The 15,613-nt window shown below is 41.8% G+C and carries 15 protein-coding genes; 3 read left to right on the forward strand and 12 right to left on the reverse strand.

Annotated elements, in window-relative coordinates; genetic code table 11:
• Nucleotides 1–78: 78 nt before the first annotated feature.
• From L1266_RS16775 to L1266_RS16815, 9 genes are all read right to left on the reverse strand, one after another.
• Entirely contained in the window at nt 79–297 is a 219-nt protein-coding gene (locus L1266_RS16775; RefSeq protein WP_054554774.1) for an EF-hand domain-containing protein, read from the reverse strand.
• Between the two features lie 85 nt (nt 298–382).
• Nucleotides 383–595, reverse strand: coding sequence for a calmodulin (locus L1266_RS16780; protein ID WP_235377959.1), 213 nt, complete (start codon nt 593–595; stop codon nt 383–385).
• 140 nt (nt 596–735) lie between these two features.
• Entirely contained in the window at nt 736–948 is a 213-nt protein-coding gene (locus L1266_RS16785) for a calmodulin (RefSeq protein WP_054554776.1), read from the reverse strand.
• A 67-nt stretch (nt 949–1,015) separates the two neighbouring features.
• Nucleotides 1,016–1,225, reverse strand: a complete 210-nt coding sequence (locus tag L1266_RS16790; RefSeq protein ID WP_054554777.1) for a calmodulin — start codon at nt 1,223–1,225, stop codon at nt 1,016–1,018.
• Between the two features lie 468 nt (nt 1,226–1,693).
• Nucleotides 1,694–2,350 carry a flagellar brake domain-containing protein gene (locus L1266_RS16795; protein ID WP_235377960.1) on the reverse strand — a complete coding sequence of 219 codons (657 nt, stop codon included), beginning with the start codon at nt 2,348–2,350 and terminating at the stop codon, nt 1,694–1,696.
• Nucleotides 2,351–2,386: 36 nt separating this feature from the next.
• Entirely contained in the window at nt 2,387–3,838 is a 1,452-nt protein-coding gene (locus L1266_RS16800) for a TrkH family potassium uptake protein (protein WP_054554779.1), read from the reverse strand.
• A gap of 95 nt (nt 3,839–3,933) precedes the next feature.
• On the reverse strand, nt 3,934–4,551 hold the full coding sequence (locus L1266_RS16805; RefSeq protein WP_235377961.1) for a YigZ family protein: 618 nt from the start codon (nt 4,549–4,551) through the stop codon (nt 3,934–3,936).
• Between the two features lie 57 nt (nt 4,552–4,608).
• The gene (pepQ, locus tag L1266_RS16810; protein WP_054554781.1) at nt 4,609–5,931 is read right to left on the reverse strand and encodes a Xaa-Pro dipeptidase; all 1,323 of its coding nucleotides are present in this window, start codon (nt 5,929–5,931) and stop codon (nt 4,609–4,611) included.
• Nucleotides 5,932–6,024: 93 nt separating this feature from the next.
• The gene (locus L1266_RS16815) at nt 6,025–7,911 is read right to left on the reverse strand and encodes a transglycosylase SLT domain-containing protein (protein ID WP_166339776.1); all 1,887 of its coding nucleotides are present in this window, start codon (nt 7,909–7,911) and stop codon (nt 6,025–6,027) included.
• 195 nt (nt 7,912–8,106) lie between these two features.
• On the opposite strand from L1266_RS16815, the gene fadB reads away from it, so the two are divergent.
• The 3 genes from fadB (at nt 8,107) to tusA (ending at nt 11,831) form a co-directional block, all read left to right on the forward strand.
• Nucleotides 8,107–10,266, forward strand: coding sequence for a fatty acid oxidation complex subunit alpha FadB (fadB, locus tag L1266_RS16820; protein WP_054554783.1), 2,160 nt, complete (start codon nt 8,107–8,109; stop codon nt 10,264–10,266).
• Nucleotides 10,267–10,271: 5 nt separating this feature from the next.
• A complete protein-coding gene (gene fadA, locus L1266_RS16825; protein ID WP_054554784.1) occupies nt 10,272–11,438 on the forward strand; it encodes an acetyl-CoA C-acyltransferase FadA in 1,167 nt (388 codons plus the stop codon).
• A 153-nt stretch (nt 11,439–11,591) separates the two neighbouring features.
• Nucleotides 11,592–11,831 (forward strand): sulfurtransferase TusA, encoded by a 240-nt coding sequence (gene tusA / locus L1266_RS16830; protein ID WP_054554785.1) that lies wholly within the window; start codon nt 11,592–11,594, stop codon nt 11,829–11,831.
• 197 nt (nt 11,832–12,028) lie between these two features.
• Here tusA and L1266_RS16835 read toward each other — a convergent pair whose 3' ends face one another.
• The 3 genes from L1266_RS16835 to glyQ form a co-directional block, all read right to left on the reverse strand.
• Nucleotides 12,029–12,478: a hypothetical protein gene (locus tag L1266_RS16835; RefSeq protein ID WP_054563764.1), complete on the reverse strand. Its 450-nt coding sequence runs from the start codon at nt 12,476–12,478 to the stop codon at nt 12,029–12,031.
• Between the two features lie 61 nt (nt 12,479–12,539).
• Nucleotides 12,540–14,609, reverse strand: coding sequence for a glycine--tRNA ligase subunit beta (gene glyS / locus L1266_RS16840; protein ID WP_138618662.1), 2,070 nt, complete (start codon nt 14,607–14,609; stop codon nt 12,540–12,542).
• 8 nt (nt 14,610–14,617) lie between these two features.
• Nucleotides 14,618–15,517, reverse strand: a complete 900-nt coding sequence (gene glyQ, locus L1266_RS16845; RefSeq protein WP_054554789.1) for a glycine--tRNA ligase subunit alpha — start codon at nt 15,515–15,517, stop codon at nt 14,618–14,620.
• Nucleotides 15,518–15,613 lie beyond the last annotated feature (96 nt).

The following is a 15,613-nucleotide window of genomic DNA, read 5'->3' on the forward strand; positions in this document are numbered from 1 at the left end:
GCTTATAAACGAAAAAAGCAGCCATGACAGCTGCTTTACGACTCTTGAAGTGAAAGTACCTAACTTTTCTAAAAGATTCTACTGAATTTGAGCAAACTCTTCTTTTGAAAGTTCGCCATTACCATCGCTATCTAGCTCTGGAAATAACTTTTCAAGCTGCATATTTGCAGATGCTTCTTCTTTGCTGATCACACCATCACCGTCGGTATCGAACGTTGCAAAGCTTACGCCTTGTGCAAAGGCTGCTGATGATGTTGCTAGTGCTAAAATTGCGATTGTTGTGCTTAACTGTTTCATAATAACTACCTTAAATTTTAAAGAGTGAAATCCGTTTCTGAGATCCTTGTTAAGTGGAAACTGGTATAACTACGTACTAATTCAGTTATTCGGCTTCAGAGAACTCAGCTTCAGTAAGAACGCCGTCGCCATTCACATCTAGTGTTTTAAACTGCGACATAATTTTTGCGTCAACGGCTGCTTCACTTTTGCTAACCACGCCATTACCGTCAACGTCTAGAGTGTCAAAGTCAGATGCTGCAAAAGCTGCTGATGATGCAAGTGCGATTAAAGCTAATGTTTTGTTTACTGTTTTCATAATCATATTCCTTCAATTTTAAGAGTGTTAGCTGATCACACTTCCAGTGTTGTCCTTTGTCATGGATTCCCTTATCCATTTAGGCTGTCTTTGGCAGCTCAGAACTAATCAGCTAAATAAACTGGTTTTGCTTAATCACATTAAGCTTTTGAAAATTCTTGTTTCGATAACTCACCGTTACCGTCAGTGTCTAGTTCACTGAATTTGCTCATAAGCTCTGCATCTACCGATGCTTCGCTTTGGCTGATAACACCATTGCCATCAACATCTAAGGTATCGAAGTCACTCATCGCAAATGCTGCAGATGAAGATACAAGTGCCATAAGTGCTAGTGTTTTATTTACTGTGTTCATAATGTCATTCCTTCAAAATGTGTTGTCTTGAGTTAGAAATCCTTTTCAGTGCGTCCTTACAATGAAATTAAGCTTTTGAGTACTCTTGTTTTGACAGCTCACCGTTGCCGTCTGTATCAAGCTCTTTAAATTGGCTCATTAATGCTTCGCTTACAGATGCTTCGCTTTTGCTGATTGCGCCATCACCATTAACATCTAATGTGTCAAAGTCAGCGGCAAATGCTGCAGATGAAGTTGCAAGAGCTACAAGTGCTAAAGTTTTGTGTAACGTTTTCATAATCACTATTCCTTCAATGTTGTCTCAACTGTGATAAAGGATATGTTCCTGAATCAGTTTTTCTCTGTGTTCGCTAAGACTATTTCAACTTCGATGCCAAAGTTAAAAAGAACAATAAAATCAGTGTATTAAATTAAAATACCGAGAATTAGGGGGAAATAACGCGATTTATTTGTTGCTGTTTTGCAACAAGCTCGGTGGTTGGTTTTTTGTCACCTTTAAAATCAATAAGTTACAAAGATTAAAATGGAGACAATAGCGATTAATTCGGATTAGAAAACAGAAAAGTTAGGGATTGGAAAATAAACTCTATCTGAACAACAAAACTTAAAGAAAAAAATCGAAATTAATTTAATTAGTAATACATTGATTTAATTGGTTATTTAAATTTATTTATAAAATAATTTTAATATCTGTAGGGTTAAATTGAGGAAAATAGCCATTTTGTTGCAAAATGGCGAATTGGCATTAACTATCCAACACTGAAAGGTCAATTAAGTGCTCTTCCATGAATTTTTTCATTTCATCTTCACTGGTATCAAGTTGCACACCAAACATAAAGCCACCCGCTCGCTTGCGTACGCTGCATACCTTGCCACTAAACTCACGTTTACTTAGGGTGATTTGGCAGCTTTGTCCTTTAAAAGCGCTTAAGTCCTCCTTGCTATTAATATCAAACTGCACACCTGTGAGAGAAATATCTTTAATAAGCCCTGCCAATTTTTGCTCCGAAATCACTAAGTTTGCAGGGAATAAAGTAGGAATACGCGCTTCACTTCGTAAGCTAAACAGCTGCACTTGCTGAGGGAAGTCAAGAAAGATTAAGCGATAAGGGTGCGATGATAAGGCGCTTATTTGCTGGCGAAAAGCAATTACTTGACCACCGCCCGCTTCGAGCACAGCCCGTATAATCACCATCACACCGTCTTTGATGAAATCACTGCCGTTCGCCAATCGCTTTGAGGAAGGGTAATTTAAGATGATGTATTGCTCATTCATCAAGCCAATAAACTCTGTTTTCACACGCTTACTATTTGTTGGTGTGATAATTTCCACATCAACTAAGCTACCAGCAGGAATACAGGTTAACTTTTCTAAATTTAATTGCTTTTGGGTTTTTGGCACTTTTTTGATCTCCATTCCTAGAGAGTTATCCGCCGTTTACCCTCGCCAAAACGTTGGGGTAAATAACACTAATAAAGTAAATATTTCTAAACGACCAAATACCATCGCAATAGTAAGTAGCCATTTTGCCGTATCAGAAATCGCGCCGTAATGAGCAGCGACTTCACCTAAACCAGGGCCTAAGTTATTTAAGCAAGCAGCGGTTGCTGAGAATGCACTGATGTTATCCATACCGGTGCCCATCAGCGCCAACATAATAATGACGAACACTAACGCATAGGCTGAGAAAAAGCCCCAAACGGCTTCTACAACTTTATCTGGGAGTGCTTTTCGGCCTAATTTAATTGAATAAATAGCCCTCGGGTGCACTAGACGATTAAGTTCACGAATACCTTGTAGGTAAAGTAAGAACACCCGCACGACCTTCATACCACCACCGGTAGATCCGGCACAGCCGCCAATAAAACTTGAAAAGATAAGTAAAATAGGTAGGAACAGCGGCCATGCTGAGAAGTTATCAGTCGCAAAGCCCGCGGTTGTACTCATTGAAACTGCTTGGAACATGGCTTGGTCGAGAGTCTCATCACCATCGGCATAAATATTATTTGATGACAGCACAGTAAAGCAGACAATAACTAAGGCTAATTGAATCAATAAAAACACTTTGAATTCAGGGTCGCGTAAATAAACACGAATATTGCGTGACGATACAGCTGCATAGTGCAGCGAAAAGTTAATGGCTGCAATCAGCAAAAACACGACACAGATAAAGTTAATTAATGGGCTATCAAACTGCCCCATTGATGCGTCGTAGGTAGAGAAGCCACCAATCGCAATCGTAGAGAATGCATGACAGATTGCATCAAACCAATCCATCCCTGCAGCCCAGTATGCAAGCGTACAGGCAATCGTCAGCGATACATAGATATACCAAAGGTGCTTTGCAGTATCGGCAATACGCGGTGTCATTTTTGAGTCTTTAACCGGACCAGGTGTTTCTGCACGGTATAGCTGCATACCACCGACACCTAGCATAGGCAGTACCGCGACCGCGAGTACGATGATCCCCATACCACCTAGCCATTGCAGTTGCTGGCGATAAAAGAGCACTGATTTAGGTAGGTATTCTATGCCCGTAAGTACGGTAGCCCCTGTCGTTGTCAGCCCAGAAAAGGCCTCAAATACGGAGTCAGCTAAGGAAAGATTAGGTTCTTGTAAGAACACTAAAGGCACCGCAGCGAAGGTACCTAGTACTAACCAAAACAAGACCACAATCAAGAAGCCTTCACGGGCTTTAAGATCACCATGTTCATGACGGTTTGGATAATAAGCCGCTAAACCAATTACAACACTAAAGATAAAAGCGAGAACGAATGGCACACCACCACCGTCTTTGTAGATCAAAGACACCAGTGCCGGTGGCACCATAGTGATACTAAATAACGCCACCAGCTGGCCGAGAATTTTTATTATGGTACGAAATTGCATCTAGGCGTATCGCTTTCTTATTAAATGTTTAGCTAATACAGTTTATTGTCTTACAGGCTTAATTGTAAGTAAACGGAATGTATTATTTTTACATTTCAAACTTTTCTGACTTTTAGGCTAACTTCGCCATGAGTCAATTCATGGATATCATCAATCGCTTGCTCTGCCTGACGGCTATCGATTTCAATTTGCCAAGTGATGTTCTCTGCAAATTGTTTTTCGATATTAAGCACCTGATACTGATTTTTTAATAACTGCTCTATTGCACCTTGTACGCTGTAATCACTTTGACCTATCAGCTCAATACTCGGTACCTTGGTAATGGTTTTAAGCTCACGCATGGCATTATTTAAACTACCGCCGTAAGCACGAACTAGCCCACCTGTACCAAGCTTGATGCCCCCGAAATAACGGGTTACCACCGCTGTAATTTCACCAATACCAGAGCCAGTTAATACATTGAGCATTGGTTTACCTGCTGTGCCATTGGGTTCACCATCATCAGAAAAGCCATACACATGACTGCCACCAGGGTTACCCGCAACATGTGCCCAGCAATTATGACGAGCATCGCTGTATTTATCTTGAATTTCTTTAATAAAGGCTTTTGCTGCCGCAAGATCAGGAGTGTGGGCAATATGCACAATAAAGGTGCTTTTTTTGATTTCTTCTTGGTAAAAAACCGGCTCAGCCGGATATTGGTATTCAGACATAATTGCTTATCTAAAAAAATGGGGCCTATTGGCCCCGATATTCACGAACCTTTATCGTTAATCTAAGTGTAGATCACGCGTCATGTTTTCTAGGCTATCTTCATGAACGATAATATTATCTTCAATACGGATACCGCCAAATGGCTTAAGCGCTTCAACTTTTTCCCAGTTAATAAACTGTTTGTTGTCAGTTTGCGCAAGGTCACCTAATAACGAGTCGATAAAGTATAAACCAGGTTCAATAGTAAATACTTGGTTCTTTTCGATTAAGCGAGTGCAACGTAGGAAAGGATGACCTTCCGGTGGTGCTTGGTGCGCACCTGTATCATCAGCCATAAAACCACCCATATCGTGAACTTGTAAACCAAGGTGGTGACCAAGACCATGCGGGAAGAACGTCGACGTAATACCACGTTCCACAATTTCAGCGGCTGGTAATTTCACAATATTAAAGTCGCTTAGTACTTGCGCTACACGCTGGTGACAATCTAAATGCAATTCACCGTATAACAGACCTGGCTTTAATGCTTTACCTAAAGCGATTTGATGCTCAGTCATTACTTTAATTAAATCGCTAAATTCACCTGACTTTTTAAAGTCATAAGTACGTGTGATATCAGCAGCATAACCATTAAAGTTTGCACCAGCGTCAATAAGGAAAGAATGATGCGTTTGCGGCGCTTTAGGTTCAAAATGCGTGTAATGTAAAATTGCACAGTTCTCATTTAGTGCAACGATATTACCGTAAGGCATTTCGTTTTCACTCTGGCGGGTAGCCATGAGGTAAGCTTGCTGAATATCAAACTCTGAACCACCAGCAAAAAACGTATCACGTGCTGCTTTATGGCCATCTACCGCGATACGGTTAGCTTGTCGTAAACACTCAAGCTCGTATTGTGTTTTATAAGCACGATGAAAATGCAAGTAGTTCATCACTGGCTCTGGATTCATAATGCTAAAGCCCAGTGCTTGCGCTACTTCTAAATATTCACCGATATAAGCATATTTAGCTTTATCATAAGGAAGCAGTTTTTCTACCTGATCTGGCTGTACTAATAATTCAATATCAAAATACTCAGCCCAAAAATCACGTGGTTCGTCAGGCACTTTATGCCAAAAGTCGACAGGACGATAAAAAATCAGTTTCGGCTTAGATGCACCATCAACCACAATCCAGCAATGTGGGTTGTCGATCACTGGTAACCAAGCTTTAAATTGCGGATTCACCTTAAACGGATAATACATGTCATCTAAAAACTGACGTTTAGCCTGACCTGAGTGAATTACTAACCCTTCTAAACCTTCACGCTCTGTAATTGTACGAGTGCGTTGTTGCAAGGTTGCAATATGTTCGGCGTATAGCACCGCTAATTTATCCATAGTAAACCCATCTTTAGTAAATTTAACTTGTTAGAAGTCTATCATAGCCAGCACTATCCCCCAACTGAGGGAGAATAGTGTGGCAAATCGAGTTTAACCACCCATCGACATATCAAGGATTGGCGCTAGAACATTGCCATCGCGTCCTAATCGAGTGTGATAAACCTGCCTGTAAGCAAACACGTTTTTAACGTAGTTTCGTGTTTCTGTGTAAGGAATTAACTCAATCCACAGCTCTGCTGGCATAGCTTGCTCTGGGATCCAACGTTTAATACGATGGTAGCCCGCATTATAAGAAGCCGTTGCTAGGATTTCGTTGCCATGATTTTTCTTTTTCAAATACTGCAAATACTCACTACCAAGACGAATATTAGTACGAGGCTGATATAACTGTTTTCGTGATACCGAGCTCTTATTCATGTATTTAGCAGTGCTTGGCAACAACTGCATTAAACCATGGGCATTGGCATGAGAACGCGCATCCGGTGCAAAAGAGCTTTCACGGCGTGAAATTGCAATGCTCCAAGCGACATCAATATGGCTACGACTACTATAAGTGGCAAACACATTCTTAAATGCAAATGGGAAACGTAAGTCGACATAGTCCCACTCTTTTATTTGCGCTAAGGTGTAGATGGTACTGTCATACCAATCAAGTTCAGCAGCAAGCAAAGACGCAGCGAGCTTTTCTTCTTTGGTTGATGTATCCGTTAAATAATTCCATTCACGACGCGCAGAAGTAAAACGCTCAAGCTCATACAAAGCGCGAGCGCGCTTAAAGCCAGGGGCATTGGCCACCTCAAGCTTTAACTTGTTACTTATATTAATTTCTTTATTATTTAAGCTAACCGGAACACCTAAGCGTGCAGACGCTAAAAAGCCGTAATAGTCACGCTCTTTAGCCACTGTTTGCCAAATCTCACGAGCACGTTCGACTTCACCACGTTGATTTAAGCTATACGCCAGCCAATATTGCTGACCAAGGCTCAAGTTTTCTTTACCTGTGAAAAACGCCACTATGCCAGACCAATCTTGCCTCTCTAGCATATTACCAAGTTGCCATTGCATTAACTTTTGAGTTTGGCGTTCTTTAGGCACCTTATTTAACCAAAAGCGTGCTTGTTGATGACCGCTTGAGGCAAGCGATAACGCAAAGCTGTAGTAAACGTCTGCTTTTTGCTCGTCAGTGTAATTAAACATGGTTTCGAGTTTTTCCCATGCACGTAATGCAAGGTCTTTATCTCGCCATACTAAGCGCTTCACACCATAAATCGCGATTTGCCCTTCTTTAGCAGACTTTTTCTTATAACGATAAAGACCCGCCGAAGCACTTGGGTCTTTGCGTACCTTTAAATATAAATCAGCTAAATATTGATCAGCACGAGGCAATAATGTTTTTAAATATGGAATTAAACTCGATGAGCCTCCTTCGGCAGCTAAACTAATACGCTGCCAAACTCGCTCTTCGGTCTGGTAGCCTTTTTTCTTCCAAAGTGAGAACAACTCATCACATTCTTTTGGCTGAGATTTTCCTACCACCCATAAATCTGTTACTTGGTTCATGATGGCTTTTTCAGGGGCACCTAAGTCCAATTGAAAACTTAAATAAGGACAAGTTAATTCGTTATTGCTTGTTTCGCGGTAGTTACGAATATAAGCCGCTTTTTTATTATACTTTTTTAAATAATTAAGCCATGCCTTACGCACAGGCCACTCTAATGGCGTGTTTTGGTAAACATTGAGGTAGTCCTCGATTTCGGTCTGGTGTTTAAGGCTTGGATTCCGTTGCCAATAAGCCTTTTCGACATAAGGTTTCAACGGGTGATCAAGCCCATTTGCCGCCTCTTTCATGTCTTGATAATCACCGTAACGCGCCTTTTTTTCTGCTTTTAAAAAAGCGTCATGTTTATCGTTGGCTTCAGCTGCAAAAAAAGGAAAAAGTAATGCGGCAGCTGTCCAACCAAAGAGTTGTTTTTTCATGATGACCTTTAACAAAAATTAAAGAATTAATAACAAAAAACTTCTGCTACACCTTAGCACCAAACCAGCTATATTTTAACCAATCGCGATAAAGCGTAGTAAATTTTTCGTTGCATTTTCATTTTAAAGCAAGCACACTGATTGAAATGCAAACTCATCGTACCAGTCTTAGTTAATAAACTAGGGAGAATAATAATGTTATATAAAAGCGATTCATTTGAAGTTGCTTTCATCAAGGACAACATCGCCGAGTTTAAGTTCTGTGCAGACGGCTCAGTAAATAAACTTTCGCAGCAAACCTTGCAAGATTGCGCTTTAGCATTAAAAGAATTGGCAACAAACTCAGATATCAAAGGCATGGTGTTCACCAGCGATAAAGATCATTTCATTATCGGTGCCGACATTTTCGAATTTTTACCTACCTTCACTAAGCCTCAAGAAGAACTTGTTGCATGGATCAAAAATGCAACTGACGTTTTTGATGCAATTGAAGATTTACCTTTCCCAACGCTAAGTGCTGTAAACGGCATGGCGCTAGGTGGTGGATGTGAGTGGGCACTTGCTACCGATTACCGCGTTGCTAGCTCTAACGCTAAAATTGGCCTACCTGAAGTTAAACTAGGTATTATGCCTGGTTTTGGTGGTACAGTTCGCCTTCCACGCCTTATTGGCGCTGATAATGCGATGACATGGATCACTACAGGTAAAGAAAACCGCGCTGCGGATGCCCTAAAAGTAGGTGCATTTGATGCAGTAGTTAGTGCTGACAAACTTCTAGAGTCAAGTATTGCAACACTTGAGCAAGCAATTGCTGGCAAGCTAGATTGGCAAGCAAAACGACAAGTAAAATTACAGCCACTGAAAATGAACCGTGTTGAGCAAGGTATGAGCTTTGCGATGGCGGAAGGCATGGTAATGGGTCAGACAAAAGGTCACTACCCAGCACCTGTTATGGCTGTAAAAACAATCAAAGCTGCAGCAAACTGTGAACGCGCTGAAGCAATGGCGATTGAAAACGCTAACTTTGCTAAATTAGCAGCAACAAGCGAAGCTGCTGCGCAAACAGGTATTTTCTTAGCTGACCAATACATTAAAGGTAAAGCGAAGAAGCAAGCTAAACACAGTGAGCTTGAGATCAAACAAGCTGCTGTATTAGGTGCAGGTATTATGGGCGGTGGTATTGCATACCAGTCTGCTTATAAAGGCACACCTATTATCATGAAAGACATCAACCAAGATGCACTTGATTTAGGTATGGGTGAAGCATCTAAGCTACTTGGCAAAAAAGTACAACGTGGCCATATGGCGATGGATAAGATGGTTGCTACCTTAGGCAAGATCAAGCCAACGCTAAACGATGCAGACTTACAAAGCGCAGACATCGTTGTTGAAGCTGTGGTTGAAAACCCTAAAGTGAAGCAAGCTGTTCTTGCGGGCCTTGAAAAAGACTTACCAGCGGGCACTATCCTAACTTCAAATACCTCAACAATTCGTATTGACGAGTTAGCATCGGCACTTGAAAAACCAGAAAATTTCTGTGGTATGCACTTCTTTAACCCAGTGCCAAAAATGCCATTAGTAGAAATCATTCGTGGTGAAAAAACATCAGAAGCAACAATTAATGCCGTTGTTGATTACGCATTAAAACTTGGTAAATCACCAATCGTTGTAAACGACTGCCCTGGTTTCTTTGTAAACCGCGTACTATTCCCTTACTTTGCAGGTTTCAGCAAACTTGTTGTTGAAGGTGCTGACTTCACTAAAGTTGATAAAGTGATGGAAAATGTATTTGGTTGGCCAATGGGTCCTGCCTATCTTCTTGATGTTGTAGGTATCGATACAGCTTACCACTGTACTGGTGTAATGGCTGACGGTTTCCCTGAGCGTATGGCTCGCCAAGATAAAGACCCTGTTACTGTATTTGCAAACGAAAAACGCTTTGGTCAGAAAAATGGTGCTGGTTTCTACCAATACGCGCCAGACCGTCGTGGTCGCCTGAAAAAAGCAAAAGATGCTACAGCAACTGAGTTACTGAGTGCTATTACTGATGCACCTAAAGATTTCGATAAACAAGAAATCATTGACCGTTGTATGATCCCGATGATCAACGAAGTACTACTTTGTTTACAAGAAGGTATCGTAGCGTCACCACAAGAAGCTGACATGGCGCTAATTTACGGCATTGGTTTCCCTCCATTTAGAGGCGGTGCATTCCGTTACTTAGATCAAACTGGTTTAGCGAACTTTGTTGCAACAGCAGACAAATACGCTCACTTAGGTGCGATTTACCAAGTATCAGATGAAACTCGCAAGTGGGCCGAAGAAGGCCGTGTATTCTATAAGGTGGAAGGATAAGAAACATGAATAATCCAGTAATCGTAGATTGTATCCGCACACCAATGGGTCGTTCAAAGAACGGCGTATTCAAAAACAAGCGTGCGGAAGATTTAAGTGCTCACTTAATGAAAGGTTTGTTAGACCGTAACCCAGCCGTTGATCCAGCATCAATTGATGATATTTACTGGGGCTGTGTACAACAAACTTTAGAGCAAGGTTTTAACATTGCTCGTAACGCAGCACTACTAGCCGGTATCCCTCACTCAGTACCAGCTGTCACAGTTAACCGTTTATGTGGTTCATCAATGCAAGCATTACACGATGCAGCACGCGCTATTATGACTGGCGCTGGTGATACCTACATCATTGGTGGTGTTGAGCACATGGGTCACGTACCTATGACTCACGGTAATGATTTTCACCCAGGTTTATCAACGTCTGTAGCACAAGCTGCTGGCGTAATGGGTTTAACTGCAGAATACCTTGCTACGCTACACGGCATTAGCCGCGAGCAACAAGACGAATTTGCTTACCGTTCACACCAACGTGCACACGCGGCAACTGTTGAAGGTCGTTTCCGTCGTGAAATCCTGCCAATGGAAGGTCACGATGCAGATGGTTCTTTAATCTTAGTTGAAGACGATGAAGTAATCCGTCCTGAGACAACTGTTGAAGGTTTATCGCAACTTCGCCCTGTATTCAATCCAGCATCAGGTAGCGTAACCGCAGGTACTTCTTCTGCACTTTCTGACGGCGCATCAGCAATGCTTGTAATGAGCGAAGAGAAAGCAAAAGAACTTGGTTTACCAATTCGTGCGCGTATTAAATCAATGGCTGTTGCAGGTTGCGATCCATCAATCATGGGTTACGGCCCTGTTCCTGCATCGCAAAAAGCACTTCAACAAGCAGGTATCACTATTGACGATATCGATGTTGCAGAGCTTAACGAAGCCTTCGCAGCACAATCTCTACCAGTATTAAAAGACCTAGGTCTGATGGATGTGGTAGATGAAAAAGTTAACCTAAATGGTGGTGCAATTGCACTTGGTCACCCACTTGGTTGTTCTGGTTCACGTATTAGCACAACGCTTGTTCACCTAATGGAAGACAAGAACGCTAAATACGGCCTAGCAACTATGTGTATTGGTTTAGGCCAAGGTATTGCAACTGTATTTGAGCGCGTAGAATAACGAGCTCACAACAAACATCTTGGTGATAAAAAGGCGCACTGACTTGCTCAGTGCGCCTTTTTTATTTGCTTTGCTTTCGGTTATTGAAACTGGCGGCAATAGAAAGTTAAAATAGCCGCTTATTAATCGTCTCTTTCACCTAAAAGGTCAGCCATGAGTTTTGATAATCCCGATCACCAATTAGATGCACTTGGCCTTCGTTGTCCAGAACCCGTGATGATGGTGCGTGGTGCAGTACGTAAAATGAAAGATGGCGAAACCTTACTTATCATCGCCGACGACCCATCAACCACCCGCGATATCCCAAGCTTTTGTACTTTTATGGATCACACACTTGTGGCTAAAGATGTAGAACAAGCACCGTACCGATACTTGGTGAAGAAAGGGTTGTAACAACGAGTTTCGAGTTTCGAGTTTCGAGTTTCGAGTTTCGAGTTTCGAGTTTCGAGTTTCGAGTTTCGAGTTTCGAGTTTCGAGTTTCGAGTTTCGAGTTTCGAGTTTCGAGTTAATCAATTAAAATTAAAAGTGAGCATTTATCAATATTAAACGCTCACTCGATCGGCTTAAAACTGACAGCTGAAAGCTTAAAGCTATTTCTTCGTTACTGTCACTTTTGGTTGATTACTATTGCGGTAATCAAAGCTCACTACATACACGCCTTTTGCAGCGGGTTTAAAGCTGAAATAATTGTAGATGGTATTACAATCTGCATTGGCGGCTTGGCCTAGAACCAATGATTGCCCTGCTGGGTCCATATCACTGTAACCACAATTATAGCCTTCGCTAAAATCAGCATCCGCCACTTTGAATTCATAAACCTTACCTGGTGTTGAAAACTTAACGTCGGTTTGGAATATGCCCGGTGCAACTTGCTCTAATTGATACTGCGGCTCGGCATCCCACAAAGTAAAATCACCACGTAAATACATAGTACGGTCAAGCTCTTTACTTGGCAGAATATCGTCAATGCTTGGCATTTGCATTTGGCTAGAACAGGCTGTTAATAAGCCTGCTAATGCTAAAGTAATTACACGTTTCATTACTGTTCCTTATGCTACAAAAAAGCCAGCACTGAGCTGGCTTTTATTAATTGGCTACTGCTTACTTCTGAAGTACAGAAATATCAGCAATATCTAAAAACAGACGGCTTAGTTGGCTTAACAATGCTAAACGGTTTTGTTTAACCGCTTCGTCATCAGCCATTACCATGACGTTATCGAAGAAGTTATCAACACTCTCACGGATACCCGCAAGTTGTGATAATGCTTCTTGGTAATCGCCATTTGCATATAAAGGTGCAAGCTCAGTTGCAAACTTAGCAACGTGTGACGCTAATACTTTTTCTGCGTCATCGCTTAATAGGCTCTCATTCACATCACCTTGTGTTGTGATGTCATTTTTAGCCAAGATATTACTTACACGTTTATTTGCTGCTGCAAGCGCTTCTGCTGCGTCTAATGTACGGAAGTGACTTACTGCTTTAACACGGCGGTCGAAATCAACTGGTTTAGTTGGGCGACGTGCTAGCACTGCTTGAATGACATCAACTTCGATACCTTCATCTTGATACCATGCGCGGAAACGACCTAACATAAACTCAAACACATCTGTTGATACGTTTAGGTTCGTTAGCTTTTCACCGAATAGCGTTTGCGACTTAGCAACAAGGTCTAAAATATCTAGCGGTAATGATTTTTCAACCATGATGCGTAATGCACCAATTGCTGCACGGCGAAGTGCAAATGGGTCTTTGTCGCCTTTTGGCGCTTGACCAATACCAAAAATACCCACCAGCGTATCAAACTTATCAGCAATTGCGACCGCACAGCTGATCACATTTGTTGGTAAGTTATCACCCGCGAAGCGTGGCATATATTGTTCGTTTTGCGCGAGTGCAACTTCTTCAGCTTCACCGTCGTGACGAGCGTAATGCATACCCATTACACCTTGTACGTCGGTAAACTCCATAACCATTTCGGTCATTAAGTCTGTTTTACTTAATAAACCTGCTCGCTTAGCCAGCTCGGCATCGGCACCTAATTGCTCAGCAATGTAACCGGCTAGTTCACTAATACGTTCAGATTTATCTTTCAGCGTACCAAGTTGCTTTTGGAATAAAACGGTATCTAGCGATTCTAAACGGCTCTCTAGCGTTTTCTTCTTATCGGTTTCGTAGAAGAACTGTGCATCAGCTAAACGAGGACGAACAACTTTTTCGTTACCGGCAATGACCACGCTTGGATCTTTACTTTCAATATTAGAAACAAATAGGAACTTGTTAAGTAAGTTGCCATCTTGGTCTAATAATGGGAAGTACTTTTGGTCGTCCTTCATGGTATAGATAAGCGCTTCTGAAGGAACGTCTAAGAATGCTTCTTCGAATGTTGCAGTCAGCGTTACTGGCCATTCAACCAAGGATGTTACTTCTTCAAGTAAGTCTTCATCCATAGCTACTTTTGCATTTACAGCGCTAGCTGCTGCTTCAATTTGTTCGCGAATTTGTGCTTTACGCGCTTCGAAGTCTGCGACAACGTAAGCAGATTTCAGCACATCAAACACATCATCAGCGTGGTTGATTGTTACTTTTTCTGGATGATGGAAACGGTGACCTTGTAATTGGTTGCCAACTTGCTTACCAAGTATTTCGCCTTCGATCAGCGTGCTACCAAATAAAATAGTCGCTGTGTGTACTGGGCGAATAAATTGTGTTTTATTTGCACCCCAACGCATTGGTTTAGGGATAGGTAATTTAGCAAGTGCTTTGTTTACTGCATCACTCATAAGCGATGTAGTTGCTTGACCTTCAACCTGTGCTTTATGTAATAACCAAGCGCCTTTATCTGTTTCTAGTGTTTGTGCATCGCTTACATCGATACCACAACCACGCGCCCAACCCATTGCTGCTTTAGTTGGATTACCATCGGCATCAAAAGCGGCTGCAACTGCAGGACCACGCTTTTCTACAACCTTGTCACTTTGTTTTGCTTCAAGTGCAGTAACACGTAAGCCTAAACGACGTGGTGATGCGTACCAGTTAACGCCTTGATGATTTAATTCTAAGCTTGCAAGCTCAGCTGCTAAGTTCTCAGCAAACGACTCAGCAAGTTTACGAAGTGCTTTCGGTGGCAACTCTTCAGTGCCAATTTCTACTAATAAATTTTCTGCTGACATGCTAATTCTTAATCCTTACAAAGCGGGAAACCAAGAGCTTCACGGGCATCATAGTAACTTTGCGCACATGCTTTAGATAAAGCACGAACACGTAAGATATAACGTTGACGTTCTGTTACTGAGATAGCGTGACGAGCGTCTAATAAGTTAAACGCATGTGATGCTTTCATTACTTGCTCATAAGCTGGTAATGGTAAGCCTGCTTCAATTAGCTTTTCGCTTTCTTTTTCACAGTGATCGAACTGTGCAAATAAGAACTCAACATCCGCTTGTTCGAAGTTATAAGCTGACTGCTCTACTTCATTTTGATGGAATACATCGCCGTAGGTTACACGACCCATAGGACCGTCTGCCCATACTAGGTCATAGATACTATCTACGCCCTGAATATACATTGCTAAACGCTCAAGACCATAAGTGATTTCACCGGTTACTGGTGAGCACTCTAAGCCACCTACTTGCTGGAAGTAAGTGAACTGAGTTACTTCCATGCCGTTTAACCAAATTTCCCAACCTAGACCCCAAGCACCTAATGTAGGCGACTCCCAGTTGTCTTCTACGAAGCGAACTTCATCAGTTAGCGTATCGATACCAACAGCAGCTAAAGAGCCTAAATAAAGCTCCTGGATGTTTTCTGGTGATGGTTTTAATACTACTTGGAATTGGTAGTAATGCTGTAAACGGTTCGGGTTTTCACCATAACGACCATCAGTTGGACGGCGGCATGGTTGAACATACGCGCTCGACATTGGCTCTGGGCCAATCGACTTTAAGAAAGTTAACGGGTGAAATGTCCCTGCTCCCACTTCCATATCGAGTGGTTGAGCAATCACACAGCCTTGCTGTGCCCAATAGTCCTGTAAAGCCAGGATCAAACCTTGAAAGGTTTTAACGTCATATTTTTGCATATTTGGCTTATAGTATCTGGTGCGTTTAGTCTGAAAATTGCTCTCAGTATACCTTGTGTGCAGTAAGGTTTTAAGCAGTTTGTGCTTTTTCAGCAA

Origin of the sequence: Pseudoalteromonas sp. Cn5-37 (genome assembly GCF_021532495.1) — a bacterium.
Classification (GTDB): domain Bacteria; phylum Pseudomonadota; class Gammaproteobacteria; order Enterobacterales; family Alteromonadaceae; genus Pseudoalteromonas; species Pseudoalteromonas simplex.